Here is a 13,540-nt window from a genome sequence, read left to right as displayed (position 1 = left end):
ACGCAGACCCGATCGGGGAAGAATTCGACACCGAGCCACAGGAGTCTGCCGGGTTTCCGGATGGTTCCGCCTCCGGTGATCAGCAGCTGATCGAGGTGCGCTCCGGCATTCATGAGGGATTCGATCGGGTGGTCTTCGAGTTCAGCGGCGATGGCCGTCCCAGCTGGCGCGCCGAGTACGTGGAGTCAGCAGCTGAGCTGGGGCGCGGCAACCCCATCCCCATGGCTGGCGGAGTGATCCTCCAGATCGGCATCAGCGGTCCCTCCTGGTTGCCCGAGGAGGCGGTTCAGGACCAGGTCACCTCCGGGGAGTACTACGAGCGAGATACCGGAGCCATCTTCGAAGAGGTCTACATCCAGGGCCCCTTCGAAGCTCACTCGCAATATCTCATCGGCCTGCCCGATGAAGTTCCCTTCTCGGTCGGGCTGCTCGAAGATCCCACCCGTCTCGTGGTGGACCTCGAGAACCGCGACGAGTAGTCCCTGAGAAACGTCTGTACCGGTTGTGGTGCATGATGGGACTATGAGCATTCGAACCCCTGATCCGAACCCCGGATGGTTGAACGAGGATGACCTCTACGAGGCCCGCCGCCGGCTCCCCATGGTCTATGTGGAAGCCATCCCCGTCCGGCTGGATCCGCTCGGCTGCATCACTGAGCTGGGCCTGCTCTACACCGCCGATGCGGAGGGGCACTTCTACCGCACTGTGGTCTCGGGCCGGGTGATGTACCGCGAGACGATTCGCGCTGCGCTGCTGCGCAACATCGAGAAGGATCTCGGTTCGCTGGTAATGCCGCAGATTCCCCCTTCCCCCACGCCGTTCACGGTGGCGGAGTACTTCCCGTATCCCTCCGAGACCGGTCTGGTCGATGACCGCCAGCACGCGGTCTCGATGGCTTATATCGTTCCTGTCTCGGGTGAGTGCTCGCCTCGCCAGGACGCCCTGGAGCTCAGCTGGATGACTCCGGAGCAGGTGCTCAGTCCCGAGGTGCAGGCGGAGTTCCTCGGCGGGCGCGAGCGGCTCATCCGGCAGGCGCTGGCTCACCTGGGCCACACGGGCTGAGCGCAGATCCTCCACCGCCGGTAGAATCTAGGCGATGACGACTCCAGCCCCAGAGAAGACCAGGCGCCGCACCAGGCCGCCCAAGCGCGCCCACGCCGCCCCCCGGCCAGTCCTGAGGATCGGCTTCACGGGGTGGATCGTCTCCTGGCTGATCCCCACGGCGGTGATGGGCGGACTGCTCCTGTCGCTGGGCCTGATGCCCGGCCTCGACGAAGATGGATTCCTGGCACCGCTGATCCCGCTGATCGGTGCGGCCGCCGTCGTCGTCGGCATCCCGGGCACTCTGCTGGTCACCTGGCTCTGCCGTCATCAGCCGAGCCCGACCGTCCATATCCTCGGATACGCGGTCGTGGGACTCCTCTACGGGCCCGTGGTGCTGGTGGCGGGGGCAGGCGGCCTGGTGCCGATGCTCATCCCGCTCATCGGGTTCCCCGCCGGCATCCTGCTGGGCCTGGGCCGCTGGATGGCCCAGCCGCTGACCCGGATTCAGGACACATCCGAGACCCTCGAGACGAAGGACCCTGAGAATGACTGAGACCACTGCACGCCCGGCAATGACTCTGACCATCGCAGGATCCGAAGCCACCGGCGGAGCTGGAGCGCAGGCCGACCTGAAGACTTTTCAGGAACTGGGCACCTTCGGGATGGTGGCGCTGACCTGCATCGTGTCCTTCAATCCGAAGGACAACTGGAATCACCGCTTCGTGCCGGTGGAGACCCAGGTGATCTCCGATCAGCTCGAGGCTATCTTCGGCAACTACGGTCCTGAAGCGCTGGACGCGGTCAAGCTGGGCATGATGGGCTCACCGGCGACCATCTCCACCGTGGCCGCCGCCGTCGCCGAGCGGAAGCCCCGTCACCTGGTGCTGGATCCGGTGCTGATCTGCAAGGGACAGGAACCGGGCCACGCCCAGGACACAGACAACGCGCTCAAGGCCGAGCTGCTGCCCCTGGCCACCTTCGTCACGCCGAATCACTTTGAGACCGAGCAGCTCTCCGGGATGAAGGTGGAGTCCCTGGAGGATCTGCAGGCCGCCGCCGCCGAGATACACCGTGTCTCCGGGGCAGCTGTCCTCGCCAAGGGCGGTGTCCGGCTCGCCGGGTCTGACGCGGTGGACGTGTTCGTCGATGCCGAAGGCATGGAGGTGTTGTCCGCGCCGAAGATCGGGGAGCATGCGGTCTCCGGCGCCGGCTGCTCGCTGGCCGCGGCGATCACCGCGGAACTGGCCAAGGGGTACTCCGCGCGGGAGGCGGCGCGCCGAGCGAAGGCTTTCGTCACCGCGGGGATCCGCCAGCGGGTCGCCGGGAACACGCCTTTCGATGCGCTCTGGCAGGGCGGTCTGCGCCGCTGAGCGGCGAGTGACTAAGTGTCCCCGCCCTCTGGGGCGATGTCCTCCAGCTGTGGCTCGATGAGTCCCAGCTGCGTGGCGCGAATGAGCAGCTGGACCCGGTCCCGCACGGCGAAACGGGCGCAGAGCCGACCGAGGTGTGCTTTGACAGCGCCTTCGGTGAGGACCATGCGTGTCGCGATCTCGCGGTTGCTGAATCCTCGCGCCAAGAGACTCAGGACTTCTGTCTCTCGCGGCGGTATCCGCGGCAGGTAGTCCGAGTCGGCCAGCGCCACCGAGAACTCCTCTGCCTCGCTGACGGCGTTGAACTCAAGCCTGCGCGCCACATCCGGGGAGATCGGCACTGAGCTGCCGTGCACCTGCCTGATGGCCTCCAGCACCTGATCCGCCGTGGCGTCCTTGACGATGTATCCCTTGGCGCCGGCCTTGAGCGCCTGCAGCGCATGTCCCTCAGAGCTGAACGTCGTCACCGCCAGGACCGAGGTCTCCGGGGCGATGGCCATGACCTCTGCCGTGGCCTCCACGCCGCCCATCTTGGGCATCTTCAGGTCCATGATCACCACGTCGGGCCGTTCTTCACGGACCCGTTCGATGACTTCTATTCCGTTCTGCGCTTCGCCCACACAGACCATGTCTGGGGCGGAATCGACATAGGCACGCAGGGCCGCCCGCATGATCGGGTGGTCGTCTGCAACGACGAGACGGAGCATGGCTGAACCTGTTCTTCCTCGGCCGGTGGCACCTGGGCCTGTGATACCCGGCGCGGTGTCCTAGTTTATCTGAACCCAGCTCGTGCCCGGCGATACGGGCATCTTTCGGGCGGCAGTAATGCCGCAATTGAGTGAATCTGTATAAATTAGGTACTTAAGTCCACTATGCCTGAATCTAGGCACACCTTATTATAATTTAACACGTTCAACATCAGAAGGTATACCCCCGAAAGGAACAAGAAATGTCTCTTGCTTTGTTTGCCTACCGTATCGCTCTCGTCTCCGCCCTCGTTCTCACCACTGCTATCGCTTTCTTTGATCTTTCAAACATCGAAGCCGCAAGCTTTTTCCGCTCCTTCATCTGTCGCGCCTTTCCCACTGCCAACGGATGCTGATGCCAGTGCACTGACGGTGCCGTGACGTATCCTTGAGCGTGGCCTTGTCTAGTGAAGTTGCTCCCAGTCGACGGTTGCTCAATCTCTTGACGCTAGGCACCATCGGTGGAATCTGCGCAGATGTATTGCTGGCGACGGTCCTGGAAACTCTGGAGTTCAGCGCAACACTGTTATTCGGTTACCTGGTTTGGATCCTGGCGGTGGCGCTGTTCTGGCTGCACCCTGCGGCGGGCGCACTTGCGGCGCTGACAGGTGGAGTGCTGGGAGCCTTGCTGGAATCACAATTCGAGACACTCCTACTCGTGGTCTTGTTTTCTGGGCTTACCGCGGTCTACTGCTCGCGTCTTATACGATTGTTGTACCTTGTATTGGCCCTCGGGTTGGCCGCGAACGTCGGACTAGCCCAGAGCGATCCGCTCCTAGTGGCAGGCTTCGCACTTGTTCCGGCCATTGTCATGGCCCTGTCGTTCTTCATCGGACTCGCTACGCGAAAGCAGCTGGTCTCTCGCATGTCCTCGGAGCGGGAGCTGGTCCAACTGCGGGCGACCCATGAGGAGGCCCTGGCCGGAGAACGTCGATCCATCGCGCGAGACCTCCACGACATTCTTGCGCACGACCTCACCGTCATCTCCATGCAGACCCAAGTCGCGGCGGCCACGGGGACTCCTGAGTCCCGTGCCGCGGCACTCTCGCAGATCTCTCAGTCAGCCAGCGCTGCCCTCCACGATCTTCGCCGCGTGCTGCTGGTGCTGCAGCGCGAGAACATCATCGGGTCGGGGCCAGGCGATGCTCCTGAGCTGGACCTGGAGTCAGGGCTGGAACGCTTCACTGAGCGGCTGAAAGACCTTGGATTCACAGTGGAGACCTCGGTGCATGGAGATCTCAGCTCGATCTCGCAGTCGGTGGAGGCCTGTCTCTACCGCATCCTGCAGGAGTGCACGACCAATATCGTCAAGCACGGAGCCCGCGGGCACGCGACGAATGACTGCACCATCGAACTCGAGGTCAAGGAGGCCACCGTGGACCTCGCCGTGACGAACCGCACCGATTCCCTCCAGGCCCCAGCTCCAAAGCATGCTTCGTCGGGAACCGGGCTGATCAGCATGGAGGATCGTGCGGCGACGTTCGGAGGCACCATTGAAGCGGGATCACCGGCCGAAGGAATCTGGAGCGTGCAGGTCTCCGGGATTCAGCTGCGGCTTCCGCGCTGAGAAAAGACCGCTGACACAGAGAGGCTCGGGCGGTGCCGTTCCCACCGCCCGAGCACTAACACCAGCCGAGGCTCTGCTCCGAACCCTTGCACCGTAACTCGGAGCGCCTCAAGGCCAATGCTTCTCCCTGAATCGTGCACCACTGCTGCACGTCCACTGACTATTATTCGGGGAGCGATCACCCCGCGCCAGTGGACTTTGGTCCACAGTTCGGAGATGCAACTAAGGCACGAAGGCTTGTGACTATCGAGTAACATGTGTGCCATGACACATCATGCTCCCGATGCCTCCGTCGATCCCGTCTACGACGTCTCCACCGCTCAGGGCCTGGACTATTACGGTGTCTTCCACGACCTCCCTGAGTCAGACCGCAAGTGGTGGGCGCAGGCCCGTGAATTCTCCGCCGGCCTGGAGACCCGCATGGCCCAGCACTGGGAGCACGCGGAGTACCCGCTGGACCTCGTGCGCAGGGCCGGCTCGCTGGGACTTCTCACAGACGGTGTGGATGTGAGCGAAGCAGGGATGGAGACGCTCTCCCCCATGGCCGCGGGTCTGGTGAACATGGAGACCTCGCGGGCGGACGGCTCACTGGGCACTGCCCTGGCGGTCCAGGGAGGCCTGGCGCTGCGCACACTGGCGTACTTCGGCTCGGAGGACCAGAAGGCGGAGCATCTGATGAAGCTGGCCAGCGCTGAGACGCTGGGGTCCTTCGCGCTGACCGAGCCCACTCACGGCTCCGACTCCGTCTCTCTTGAGACCACGGCGCAGCTGGTCGGGGACGATGACTCCGGCTACTACGTCCTCAACGGCGCCAAGAAGTGGATCGGCAACGGCGCCTCGGGAGGTCTCACCTTCACCTGGGCGCGGGTCCTCGGCGGCATCCACGACGGCAATGTCCGCTGCTTCCTGGTGGACCAGGCGACCCGCGGGTACAAGGCCGAGGTCATCCAGGGCAAGGCCTCTCTGCGCGCCATCCATCAGGCGCTGATCCAGTACGAGGACCTCGAGGTCCCCGCCCATGCCGTCCTGCCCGGCTCGAAGACCTTCAAGGACGCTTCCAAGGTTCTCTTCGCCACTCGGCTGGGGGTGGCCTGGTCCGCCGTCGGCCATGCCTCAGCCCTGGTCGAGGCGGCCCTGAGCTACTCCAAGCAGCGCGAACAGTTCAGCCGTCCGCTGGCCAGCTTTCAACTGGTCCAGGAGCGGCTGACCTGGATGGTCTCCGAGCTGACCTCCATGCAGCTGCATGTGCGCCAGGTGACCGAGCGGGACATGGCTGGCACGCTCACCGGCCCCCAGGCCTCACTGGCGAAATATCACAACACGCGGAAGGCGCGGGCGATCGCCCAGGTCGCCCGGGACATGCTCGGCGGCAATGGAATCCTGCTGAAGAACAAGGTCCCCCGCCACATGGCCGACATCGAGGCCATCCACACCTATGAGGGCACCGAGTCCGTGCAGAGCCTGATCATCGGACGTGACCTGACGGGCTACTCAGCCTTCGCCTAGGCCGGCCGGCGGCGAGGAGCGGAACCGGGCGCTCAGCACTCCACGACGTTGACCGCCAGCCCGCCCATCGCGGTCTCCTTGTACTTCGAGGACATGTCTCTGCCGGTCTCCCGCATGGTCACGATGACCTCATCCAGGGAGACTCGGTGATCGCCGTCGCCCATCAGCGCCATGCACGCGGCGTTCACGGCCTTGGTCGCCCCCATGGCGTTGCGTTCGATGCAGGGCACCTGCACCAGTCCACCGATCGGATCACAGGTCAGTCCGAGGTTGTGCTCCATGGCGATCTCGGCGGCGTTCTCCACCTGCTTCGGAGTGCCGCCGAGCACCTCGCAGAGCCCCGCGGCCGCCATCGAGGAGGCTGATCCGACTTCGCCCTGGCAGCCGACCTCGGCTCCCGAGATCGAGGCCTGCTCCTTATAGAGCACGCCGACTGCGGCGGCGGTGAGCAGGAAGCGCACCGCAATGTCCTCACGGTCCTCCTCCCCCGCGTAGCTGGCACCGGGACCGTAGTGTGTCGCGTAGAAGCCCACCGCGGGGATGATGCCGGCCGCCCCGTTCGTGGGCGCGGTGACCACCCGACCTCCGGAGGCATTCTCCTCATTGACCGCGAGCGCCACCAGATTGACCCACTCCTGCCAGTACGCGTGGGTCCGGCCTGGATCGTCCTTCCACATCCGGTCATGCCAGTCAGGAGCACGACGGCGCACCTTGAGTCCGCCGGGGAGGCTGCCTTCACGCTCCAGCGCGGAGTTCTTGCAGTCCTCCATCACCTGCCACAGGTGCAGCACCTTCGCCGTGATGTCCTTCTCCGCCTCTTCCTCGGTGCCGCCGTGGCGGGCACGGTGCAGGGCGCGTTCATTGGCCATCATGAGACGGGAGACCGGAAGCCCCGAACGGGCACAGTGGTCCATCAGTTCAGCGCCTGTGGTGAACGGGTAGGGAACGGTCGCGTCCTCGGTGGCGAGCGCCTCTCCGAGCGAGGCGTCGGAGGCGACCGCGTCGGACTCGGAGAGCACGAAGCCCCCGCCGATGGAGTAGTAGGTCTCCTTGGCCAGCTCCTGCCCCTGGGCGTCCTGCGCGGTGAGGGTCATGGCGTTGGTGTGCCGGTCCAGGACGGTCAGCGGCCGCTGCACGATGTCCTCTACGCGCAGGGCGATCTCCCGGCCGCCCGCATGGCGCTGCGCGCCGTCGTCGTCCTGCTGAGCGGCGAGCTGGATGGTGCCGGAGGCCTGCATCGCGGCAAGCCGCGAATCCACCTGCTCGGGCAGGATTCTCTCCGGGTCCCAGCCCTCGAGGCCCAGCAGGACCGCGGTGAAGGTGCCGTGGCCGCGCCCGGTGGCTGAGAGCGAGCCGTAGAGGTCCACGCGCAGGGACGCGGTCGTGTCCAGGGCTCCAGTCGCGCAGAGCTGTTCCATCACGAACCGTCGAGCAGCTCGCATGGGCCCCACGGTGTGGGAGGAGGAGGGACCGATCCCCACCCGGAGAAGGTCAAAGATGCTGATGGTCATGGGAGGCCTCGAATCCTGAAGCGGCGGTCAGCGCTCACGGGCGTAGAAGGGCAGGGGGACCACTTCGAAGGGCTGCGGCTTGCCCCGCAGATCTATATCCAGGCGGGTGCCGGGTTCGGTCTGATCGATGTCCACGTAGGCCATGGCGATCGGGTGTCCCAGCGTCGGGCTCGGCAGCCCGGAGGTCACCGCCCCCACGGTGACGCCGGCCTTCTCCCCCTCAGTGGCCAACACCGGATAGCCGCTGCGCCCGGCGCGCTTGCCCAGGCCCTTGAGCCCCACGAGCCGCTGGCCCGAGGTCTTGCCTCGTCCTTCGGCTTTAGCCGTTTCCAGCGCGGCACGTCCGATGAAATCCTCCTCCTTGGAGAAGGACACCACCGGCAGTCCGGCTTCGAAGCTGACCCGTTCGGTGGAGAGCTCATTGCCGTAGAGCGGCATCCCCGCTTCCAGGCGCAGCGAATCCCGGCAGGCCAGCCCGCACGGGACCAGACCGTGGTCGGATCCAGCCTCGAGGAGGGCCAGCCACAGAGCCCCAGCCTTGTCATTGGGCAGGAAGAGCTCGAAGCCGTCCTCTCCGGTGTAGCCGGTGCGAGCGAGCAGGATCTCATCGCCGCCGATGGTCACCGTGGTGAAGGCGTAGTAACCGAGCTCCTCCACCAGGAAGGTCTCATTGGCCCGCACCACCGAACTGATGATCGTCTCAGACGCCGGCCCCTGAACAGCGATCAGACTGATGCCCTCGGATTCATCCCAGACCTCGACGTCGAAGCCAGCGGCGGCACGTTCGGTCAGCGCCGCGGCCACCACGTCCCGGTTCGAGGCGTTGGGGACGAGCAGGAACTCGTTCTCGTCGATCCGGTAGGCGATCAGATCGTCCAGGATTCCGCCGTCCTGACGGCAGATCAGCGAGTACTTGGCCCTGCCGATCTTCACCGCGGCCAAGTTCCCGACCAGGGCCGTGTTCAGAAAGGTGGCGGCGTCGGGCCCGATGATCCGGATCTCGCCCATGTGGGAGAGATCAAAGAGCCCGGCGGTGCGCCGCACCGCGTGGTGCTCCTCCAGTTCGGAGCTGTATTTCAGCGGCATCTTCCACCCGCCGAAGTCGGTGAAGCTGGCTCCCAGTTCCGCATGGGCGGCAGTAAGCGCTGTCTCTCTCATGCGGTGCTCTCCTCGAGTTCGAAGGCTTCCGGCGGCGGGCAGGAGCAGACCAGGTTGCGGTCGCCATGGGCGCCGTCGATCCGGCTCACCGGGGGGAAGTACTTGTCCTGGAGCAGGTTCTTCACAGGGAAGGCGGCCTGCTGCCGCGGATAGGCCCGGTCCCAGTCGTCCCCGGCGACGACGGCGGCCGGATGCGGCGCCAGGCGCAGCGGCGACTGCGCGGCAGTCAGCTTCTCGTCGATGATGTCCTGGATCTCGGCCCGCACGCCGATCATCGCCTCGATGAATCGATCGATCTCGGCCAGGTCCTCGGACTCGGTGGGCTCCACCATCAGCGTGCCCGTCACGGGGAACGCCAGCGTCGGGGCGTGGAAGCCGTAGTCGATGAGCCGCTTGCAGACATCCTCCGCGGTGATCCCGGAGGCCTTGGTGAGCTCACGCAGGTCAAGGATGCACTCGTGGGCGATCAGCCCGCGCTCGCCGGTGTAGAGGATCGGGAAATGGTCCTTCAGCCGCGCAGCGATGTAGTTCGCGCTCAGCAGCGCATGGGCGGTGGCGCTGGTCAGGCCCTCGGAGCCCATCATCGCCAGGTATGCCCAGGAGATCGGCAGCACCCCCGCGGAGCCGAAGGGCGTGGAGGTGACGGGGGCGCCGTCGCGGCCTTCTCCCTCATGCTCTCCGGTCGCCCAGGCGGCACCGACCGAGGTGCTGGGCAGGAAGGGCTTGAGGTGTTCGGCCACGGCTACTGGGCCGACCCCGGGACCGCCGCCGCCGTGCGGGATGCAGAAGGTCTTGTGCAGGTTCAGGTGTGAGACGTCTCCGCCGAACTCGCCGGGCTGGGCGAGACCGACCAGCGCGTTGAGGTTGGCCCCGTCGATGTAGACCTGTCCCCCGGCGGAGTGGACGGTGGAGCAGACCTCGCGCACCTCGGCCTCATAGACTCCGTGCGTGGAGGGGTAGGTGAGCATGATCGCGGCGATCCGGTCCGGGTGGGCGCCGATCTTGGCCTGGAGATCGGCCATGTCGATCGTGCCGTCTTCGGCGGTTGCGACGACCACGACCTGCAGACCGGCCAGCACCGCTGAGGAGGCGTTGGTGCCGTGGGCCGAGGCCGGTATCAGGCAGATGTCCCGGGCGGCGTCCCCCTGGGCGAGGTGGTACTGCCGGATGGCGAGCAGCCCGGCGTACTCCCCCTGGGAGCCCGCGTTGGGCTGGATGGACACCGCGGCGTATCCAGTGACCTCGGCGAGCCGGGACTCCAGATCAGCGATCAGCTCACGCCAGCCGATGGTCTGCGGCGCCGGAGCGTAGGGGTGGATCCCGGCGAACTCGGGCCAGGAGATCGCTTCCATCTCGGTGGCCGCGTTGAGCTTCATGGTGCAGGAGCCCAGCGGGATCATGGTGCGGTCCAGAGCCAGGTCCCGGTCGGAGAGCCGCCGCAGGTAGCGCATCATCTGCGTCTCGGAACGGACCTCATGGAAGATCGGATGGGTCATGAACTCCGAGGTCCGGGCCAGCTCCGCCGGGAAGGCGAAGCTCTGCTCCTCGCCGGCCACCTCAGCGGCCCCAGCTGCCTCGGTGACTCCGGTGGGCTCGGTGACGCCGAAGGCCTTGAGCACCGAGCTCAGCTGCGACGGCGTCGTCGTCTCATCCGACGAGATGCCGACGATGTCCTCGCCCGCCCGGCGCAGGTTGATCCCGGCACGCTCGGCCGCGGCGATGACCTCCTCCGCCGCGGCGTGTGAATCGAGCCGCACCTGGACGGTGTCGAAGAAGGACTCCGTGATCAGCTGGTGGCCGGCGCCGCGCAGCGTCTGCGCGAGGGTGCGGGCGTGGCGGTGGACGCGCTTCGCGATCCGGGCCAGTCCCTCCGGGCCGTGGTAGACGGCGTACATCGAGGCCGCCACGGCGAGCAGCGCCTGCGCGGTGCAGATGTTCGAGGTGGCCTTCTCGCGCCGGATGTGCTGCTCGCGGGTCTGCAGCGCCAGCCGGTAGCCGGGGCGGCCCTCGGCATCCTTGGAGACGCCGACGAGCCGGCCGGGGAGCTGACGCTGCAGCCCGGCCTTCACTGCCATGAACGCGGCATGGGGTCCGCCGAAGAACAGCGGGACGCCGAAGCGCTGGGAGCTGCCCACCGCGATGTCAGCACCCTGTTCCCCGGGCGGGGTGATCAGGGTCAGCGCAAGCAGGTCCGCGGCGATGGTGACCAGGGCGCCCCGCTCCTTGGCCTCAGCGATGACCTGGCGGTGATCGACGACGGCGCCGGAGTCAGCGGGCTGCTGCAGCACGAGCCCGCAGATCTCACCAGCGGGCAGTCCGTCTGCGGCGATGTCGGCGGTCTCGATCTGGATCCCCAGCGCCTCGGCCCGGCCGGTGACCACGGCGCGGGTCTGCGGGAAGATGTCGGAGTCGAGCACGATCTTCGCGGTGGCGAGCTTCTTGTTGCCGCGGCGCATCAGCAGGATCGCCTCGGCGACGGCTGAAGCCTCATCCAGCAGAGAGGCGTTGGCGATGTCCAGCCCCGTGAGGTCCGCGACCATGGTCTGGAAGTTCAGCAGCGCTTCGAGCCGGCCCTGGGAGATCTCTGGCTGGTACGGGGTGTATGCGGTGTACCAGGCGGGATTCTGCAGCACATTGCGCAGGATCACCTGAGGAGTGTGGGTGTCGTAGAAGCCCTGTCCGATCATCTGCGCGTGCGGCAGGTTTCTGCCGGCGTACCCGCGCAGAGCCGCCAGGGTCTCAGCCTCGGTCAGCGCCTCCGGCAGGTTCAGCGGAGTCGGCTGACGGATGGCCTCGGGCACTGCGGCGTCGACCAGGTCTGACAGACTCTCGTAGCCCAGGGTCGCCAGCATGGTGGCCGCCGTCTCGGAGGTGGGACCGATGTGCCGCGCGGAGAACTCGGTGACGTCGGGAGCGAGGCTGGAGCGAAGCAGTTCAGATGTCGCGGTCATGGAGGAACCTTCCAGGCATGGAGATGACAAGGGTTCCTCCCCCGCTCTGTGATGGACCTGAGAGATTCACCGGTCACCGCCGCCTGGACGGCTCGGACCGGCTTGCACCTTGGGTGAGCGCGTCGGGCCGGGGACCTGACGTGCTGCTTTCCAGAGTTGCCACCCCTGCACGGTACTGAGTGCCTGAGAGGTTCCCGGGGAGGATATTGCTCCTTCGGCGCCGACCCGGGTGTCTGCAGAAGCTCTGCGCTCCGTGGACACCGGCCGGACTCTCCCACACAGGGGACGTGGCATTGATTCAGTTTCCTTCATTGTGCCACAGGCGTGTTTTCGACCACGTTTCAGGAACCCCTCCGACCTCGCCGTGCCCGCCCCTCGGTGTGACGGAGCCGGTGTGCACATGTTCCGGGAACAGCCCCTGTCCGATGACGTGGGCGGCCACACGGCGAAGCGCCGGTGAGGCGAGGCGGATCAGAGCCACCATGGGACGCGGAAGGACTCGGCGTCCCGTGGTGGAACGGGCGATCACCCGGTGCCCTCGGCCCTGGATCCGTTGCATGACCTTCACAGGTCTCTCCCGGCGGGACTGGACGCGGGCGAGGGTCCGGACGGGTGCTGCACCCCGGCGAAGGTCGGGCACGATCGCATTGGCCAGCGCGACCGCGTCCTGGATCGCAAAGTTGACCCCCACACCGAACATCGGTGACATCGCGTGGGCGGCGTCCCCGATGGCGATGAAGCCGGGGCGGTACCAGTGCGGGAGCCTGTTCATCTGCACCGTGAGCAGCTTGACCTGCCTCCACTCGGTCAGAGTGCCCACCACCGGGCCCAGCACCGGAGCGGCCTGAGTGAGCCGAGCATGGAAGGCATCCAGCCCCGCACGCCGCATCTGGGTGAACTCGCCCTTCTTGATGATCAGACCCGACTGGCAGCTGTCCCCGCGATCGATCGTGAGCACCATCCCGGCTGAGGAGAGGTGACCCAGAGTGGGGGGCGTCGGATCGGGGGGTTTCGGAAGGCTGAACCAGAGCACATCGATGGGCACTCCTGATTCCTCGGGAATCAGGCCCGCCGCGCGGCGCAGCCCAGAGTCTCGACCGTCCGCAGCCACCGTCAGAGTCGCGCGGATCTCCAGCACCCCGGAAGGCGAGGTCGCGCGCAGACCTCGGACCGCGGCGTCGACGTCCCACGCCTTCTCCTCAAGGGGCTGCCGATCTTCGTCCTCGTGGAGCAGGCCAGTCGCTTCGGTGCCCATCCGCAGCTCGAAGGTGGGCAGCCTCCGCGCCTCACGGGCCAGGAAGTTCAGAAAGTCCCACTGCGGGACCATCACGAGGAAATCGTCAGGGCTCGGGAGCGCGCCGAAGTCGACGAGGGTGATCCGCTGACCTTCGATGACACCGTCCAGGGTGCTCAGAGCGGTGACCGGCAGCGCCAGGAACCGCTCACGCAGCCCGAGTTCGCCCAGAAGTGTGAGAGTCGACGGGTGAACGGTGTCCCCACGGAAGTCGCGGAGGAAGTCTTCGTGCTTCTCCAGCACCGTGACGCGGAGACCGGCCCGGGCCAGGATGAGGCCCAGGACCATGCCCGCCGGTCCTCCTCCGGCGATCACGCAGTCACGTTCAAGAGCCTCGTCCATAGTGGCTTCACCATCCCGCAGGGTTTCCGCACGGGCAAGGGCCGGTGTGCT

The 13,540-nt window shown here is 66.2% G+C and carries 12 protein-coding genes and 1 riboswitch; of the genes, 7 read left to right on the top strand and 5 right to left on the bottom strand.

The window, feature by feature from the left end; all coding sequences use genetic code 11:
* Positions 1-95 precede the first annotated feature (95 nt).
* Genes H4W27_RS13990 through thiD form a run of 4 tightly spaced genes read left to right on the top strand, consistent with a single transcriptional unit; the run spans position 96 to position 2,414 of the window.
* The gene (locus tag H4W27_RS13990; RefSeq protein WP_343931893.1) at positions 96-479 is read left to right on the top strand and encodes an AMIN-like domain-containing (lipo)protein; all 384 of its coding nucleotides are present in this window, start codon (positions 96-98) and stop codon (positions 477-479) included.
* A 43-nt stretch (positions 480-522) separates the two neighbouring features.
* Complete coding sequence (locus H4W27_RS01510) at positions 523-1,062, top strand: NUDIX hydrolase family protein (protein ID WP_192594365.1); 540 nt, start codon at positions 523-525, stop codon at positions 1,060-1,062.
* Positions 1,063-1,096: 34 nt separating this feature from the next.
* Positions 1,097-1,597 (top strand): hypothetical protein, encoded by a 501-nt coding sequence (locus H4W27_RS01505; protein ID WP_192594364.1) that lies wholly within the window; start codon positions 1,097-1,099, stop codon positions 1,595-1,597.
* A complete protein-coding gene (gene thiD / locus H4W27_RS01500) occupies positions 1,590-2,414 on the top strand; it encodes a bifunctional hydroxymethylpyrimidine kinase/phosphomethylpyrimidine kinase (protein ID WP_192594363.1) in 825 nt (274 codons plus the stop codon). Before H4W27_RS01505 ends, thiD begins: the two co-directional genes overlap by 8 nt.
* Before the next feature lie 11 nt (positions 2,415-2,425).
* On the opposite strand, the gene H4W27_RS01495 is transcribed toward thiD, so the two are convergent.
* Complete coding sequence (locus tag H4W27_RS01495; protein ID WP_192594362.1) at positions 2,426-3,121, bottom strand: response regulator transcription factor; 696 nt, start codon at positions 3,119-3,121, stop codon at positions 2,426-2,428.
* A gap of 242 nt (positions 3,122-3,363) precedes the next feature.
* On the opposite strand from H4W27_RS01495, the gene H4W27_RS01490 reads away from it, so the two are divergent.
* The 3 genes from H4W27_RS01490 (at position 3,364) to H4W27_RS01480 (ending at position 6,233) form a co-directional block, all read left to right on the top strand.
* On the top strand, positions 3,364-3,516 hold the full coding sequence (locus H4W27_RS01490) for a hypothetical protein (RefSeq protein WP_192594361.1): 153 nt from the start codon (positions 3,364-3,366) through the stop codon (positions 3,514-3,516).
* A 455-nt stretch (positions 3,517-3,971) separates the two neighbouring features.
* On the top strand, positions 3,972-4,727 hold the full coding sequence (locus tag H4W27_RS01485) for a sensor histidine kinase (protein WP_225938963.1): 756 nt from the start codon (positions 3,972-3,974) through the stop codon (positions 4,725-4,727).
* 264 nt (positions 4,728-4,991) lie between these two features.
* Entirely contained in the window at positions 4,992-6,233 is a 1,242-nt protein-coding gene (locus H4W27_RS01480) for an acyl-CoA dehydrogenase family protein (RefSeq protein ID WP_192594359.1), read from the top strand.
* A 32-nt stretch (positions 6,234-6,265) separates the two neighbouring features.
* On the opposite strand, the gene H4W27_RS01475 is transcribed toward H4W27_RS01480, so the two are convergent.
* The 4 genes from H4W27_RS01475 to H4W27_RS01460 all read right to left on the bottom strand — a co-directional run bounded on the left by H4W27_RS01475 (position 6,266) and on the right by H4W27_RS01460 (position 13,489).
* Entirely contained in the window at positions 6,266-7,744 is a 1,479-nt protein-coding gene (locus tag H4W27_RS01475; protein ID WP_192594358.1) for an L-serine ammonia-lyase, read from the bottom strand.
* 27 nt (positions 7,745-7,771) lie between these two features.
* The gene (gene gcvT, locus H4W27_RS01470) at positions 7,772-8,902 is read right to left on the bottom strand and encodes a glycine cleavage system aminomethyltransferase GcvT (protein ID WP_192594357.1); all 1,131 of its coding nucleotides are present in this window, start codon (positions 8,900-8,902) and stop codon (positions 7,772-7,774) included.
* A complete protein-coding gene (gene gcvP, locus H4W27_RS01465; protein WP_192594356.1) occupies positions 8,899-11,853 on the bottom strand; it encodes an aminomethyl-transferring glycine dehydrogenase in 2,955 nt (984 codons plus the stop codon). Before gcvP ends, gcvT begins: the two co-directional genes overlap by 4 nt.
* Before the next feature lie 160 nt (positions 11,854-12,013).
* A riboswitch (glycine riboswitch) is annotated at positions 12,014-12,140 on the bottom strand.
* Positions 12,141-12,151: 11 nt separating this feature from the next.
* Complete coding sequence (locus tag H4W27_RS01460) at positions 12,152-13,489, bottom strand: FAD-dependent oxidoreductase (protein WP_192594355.1); 1,338 nt, start codon at positions 13,487-13,489, stop codon at positions 12,152-12,154.
* Positions 13,490-13,540 lie beyond the last annotated feature (51 nt).

This window comes from Nesterenkonia lutea (assembly GCF_014873955.1).
In the GTDB taxonomy this organism is placed as follows: Bacteria; Actinomycetota; Actinomycetes; order Actinomycetales; family Micrococcaceae; genus Nesterenkonia; species Nesterenkonia lutea.
This window is presented reverse-complemented; position numbering and strand designations above follow the sequence as displayed.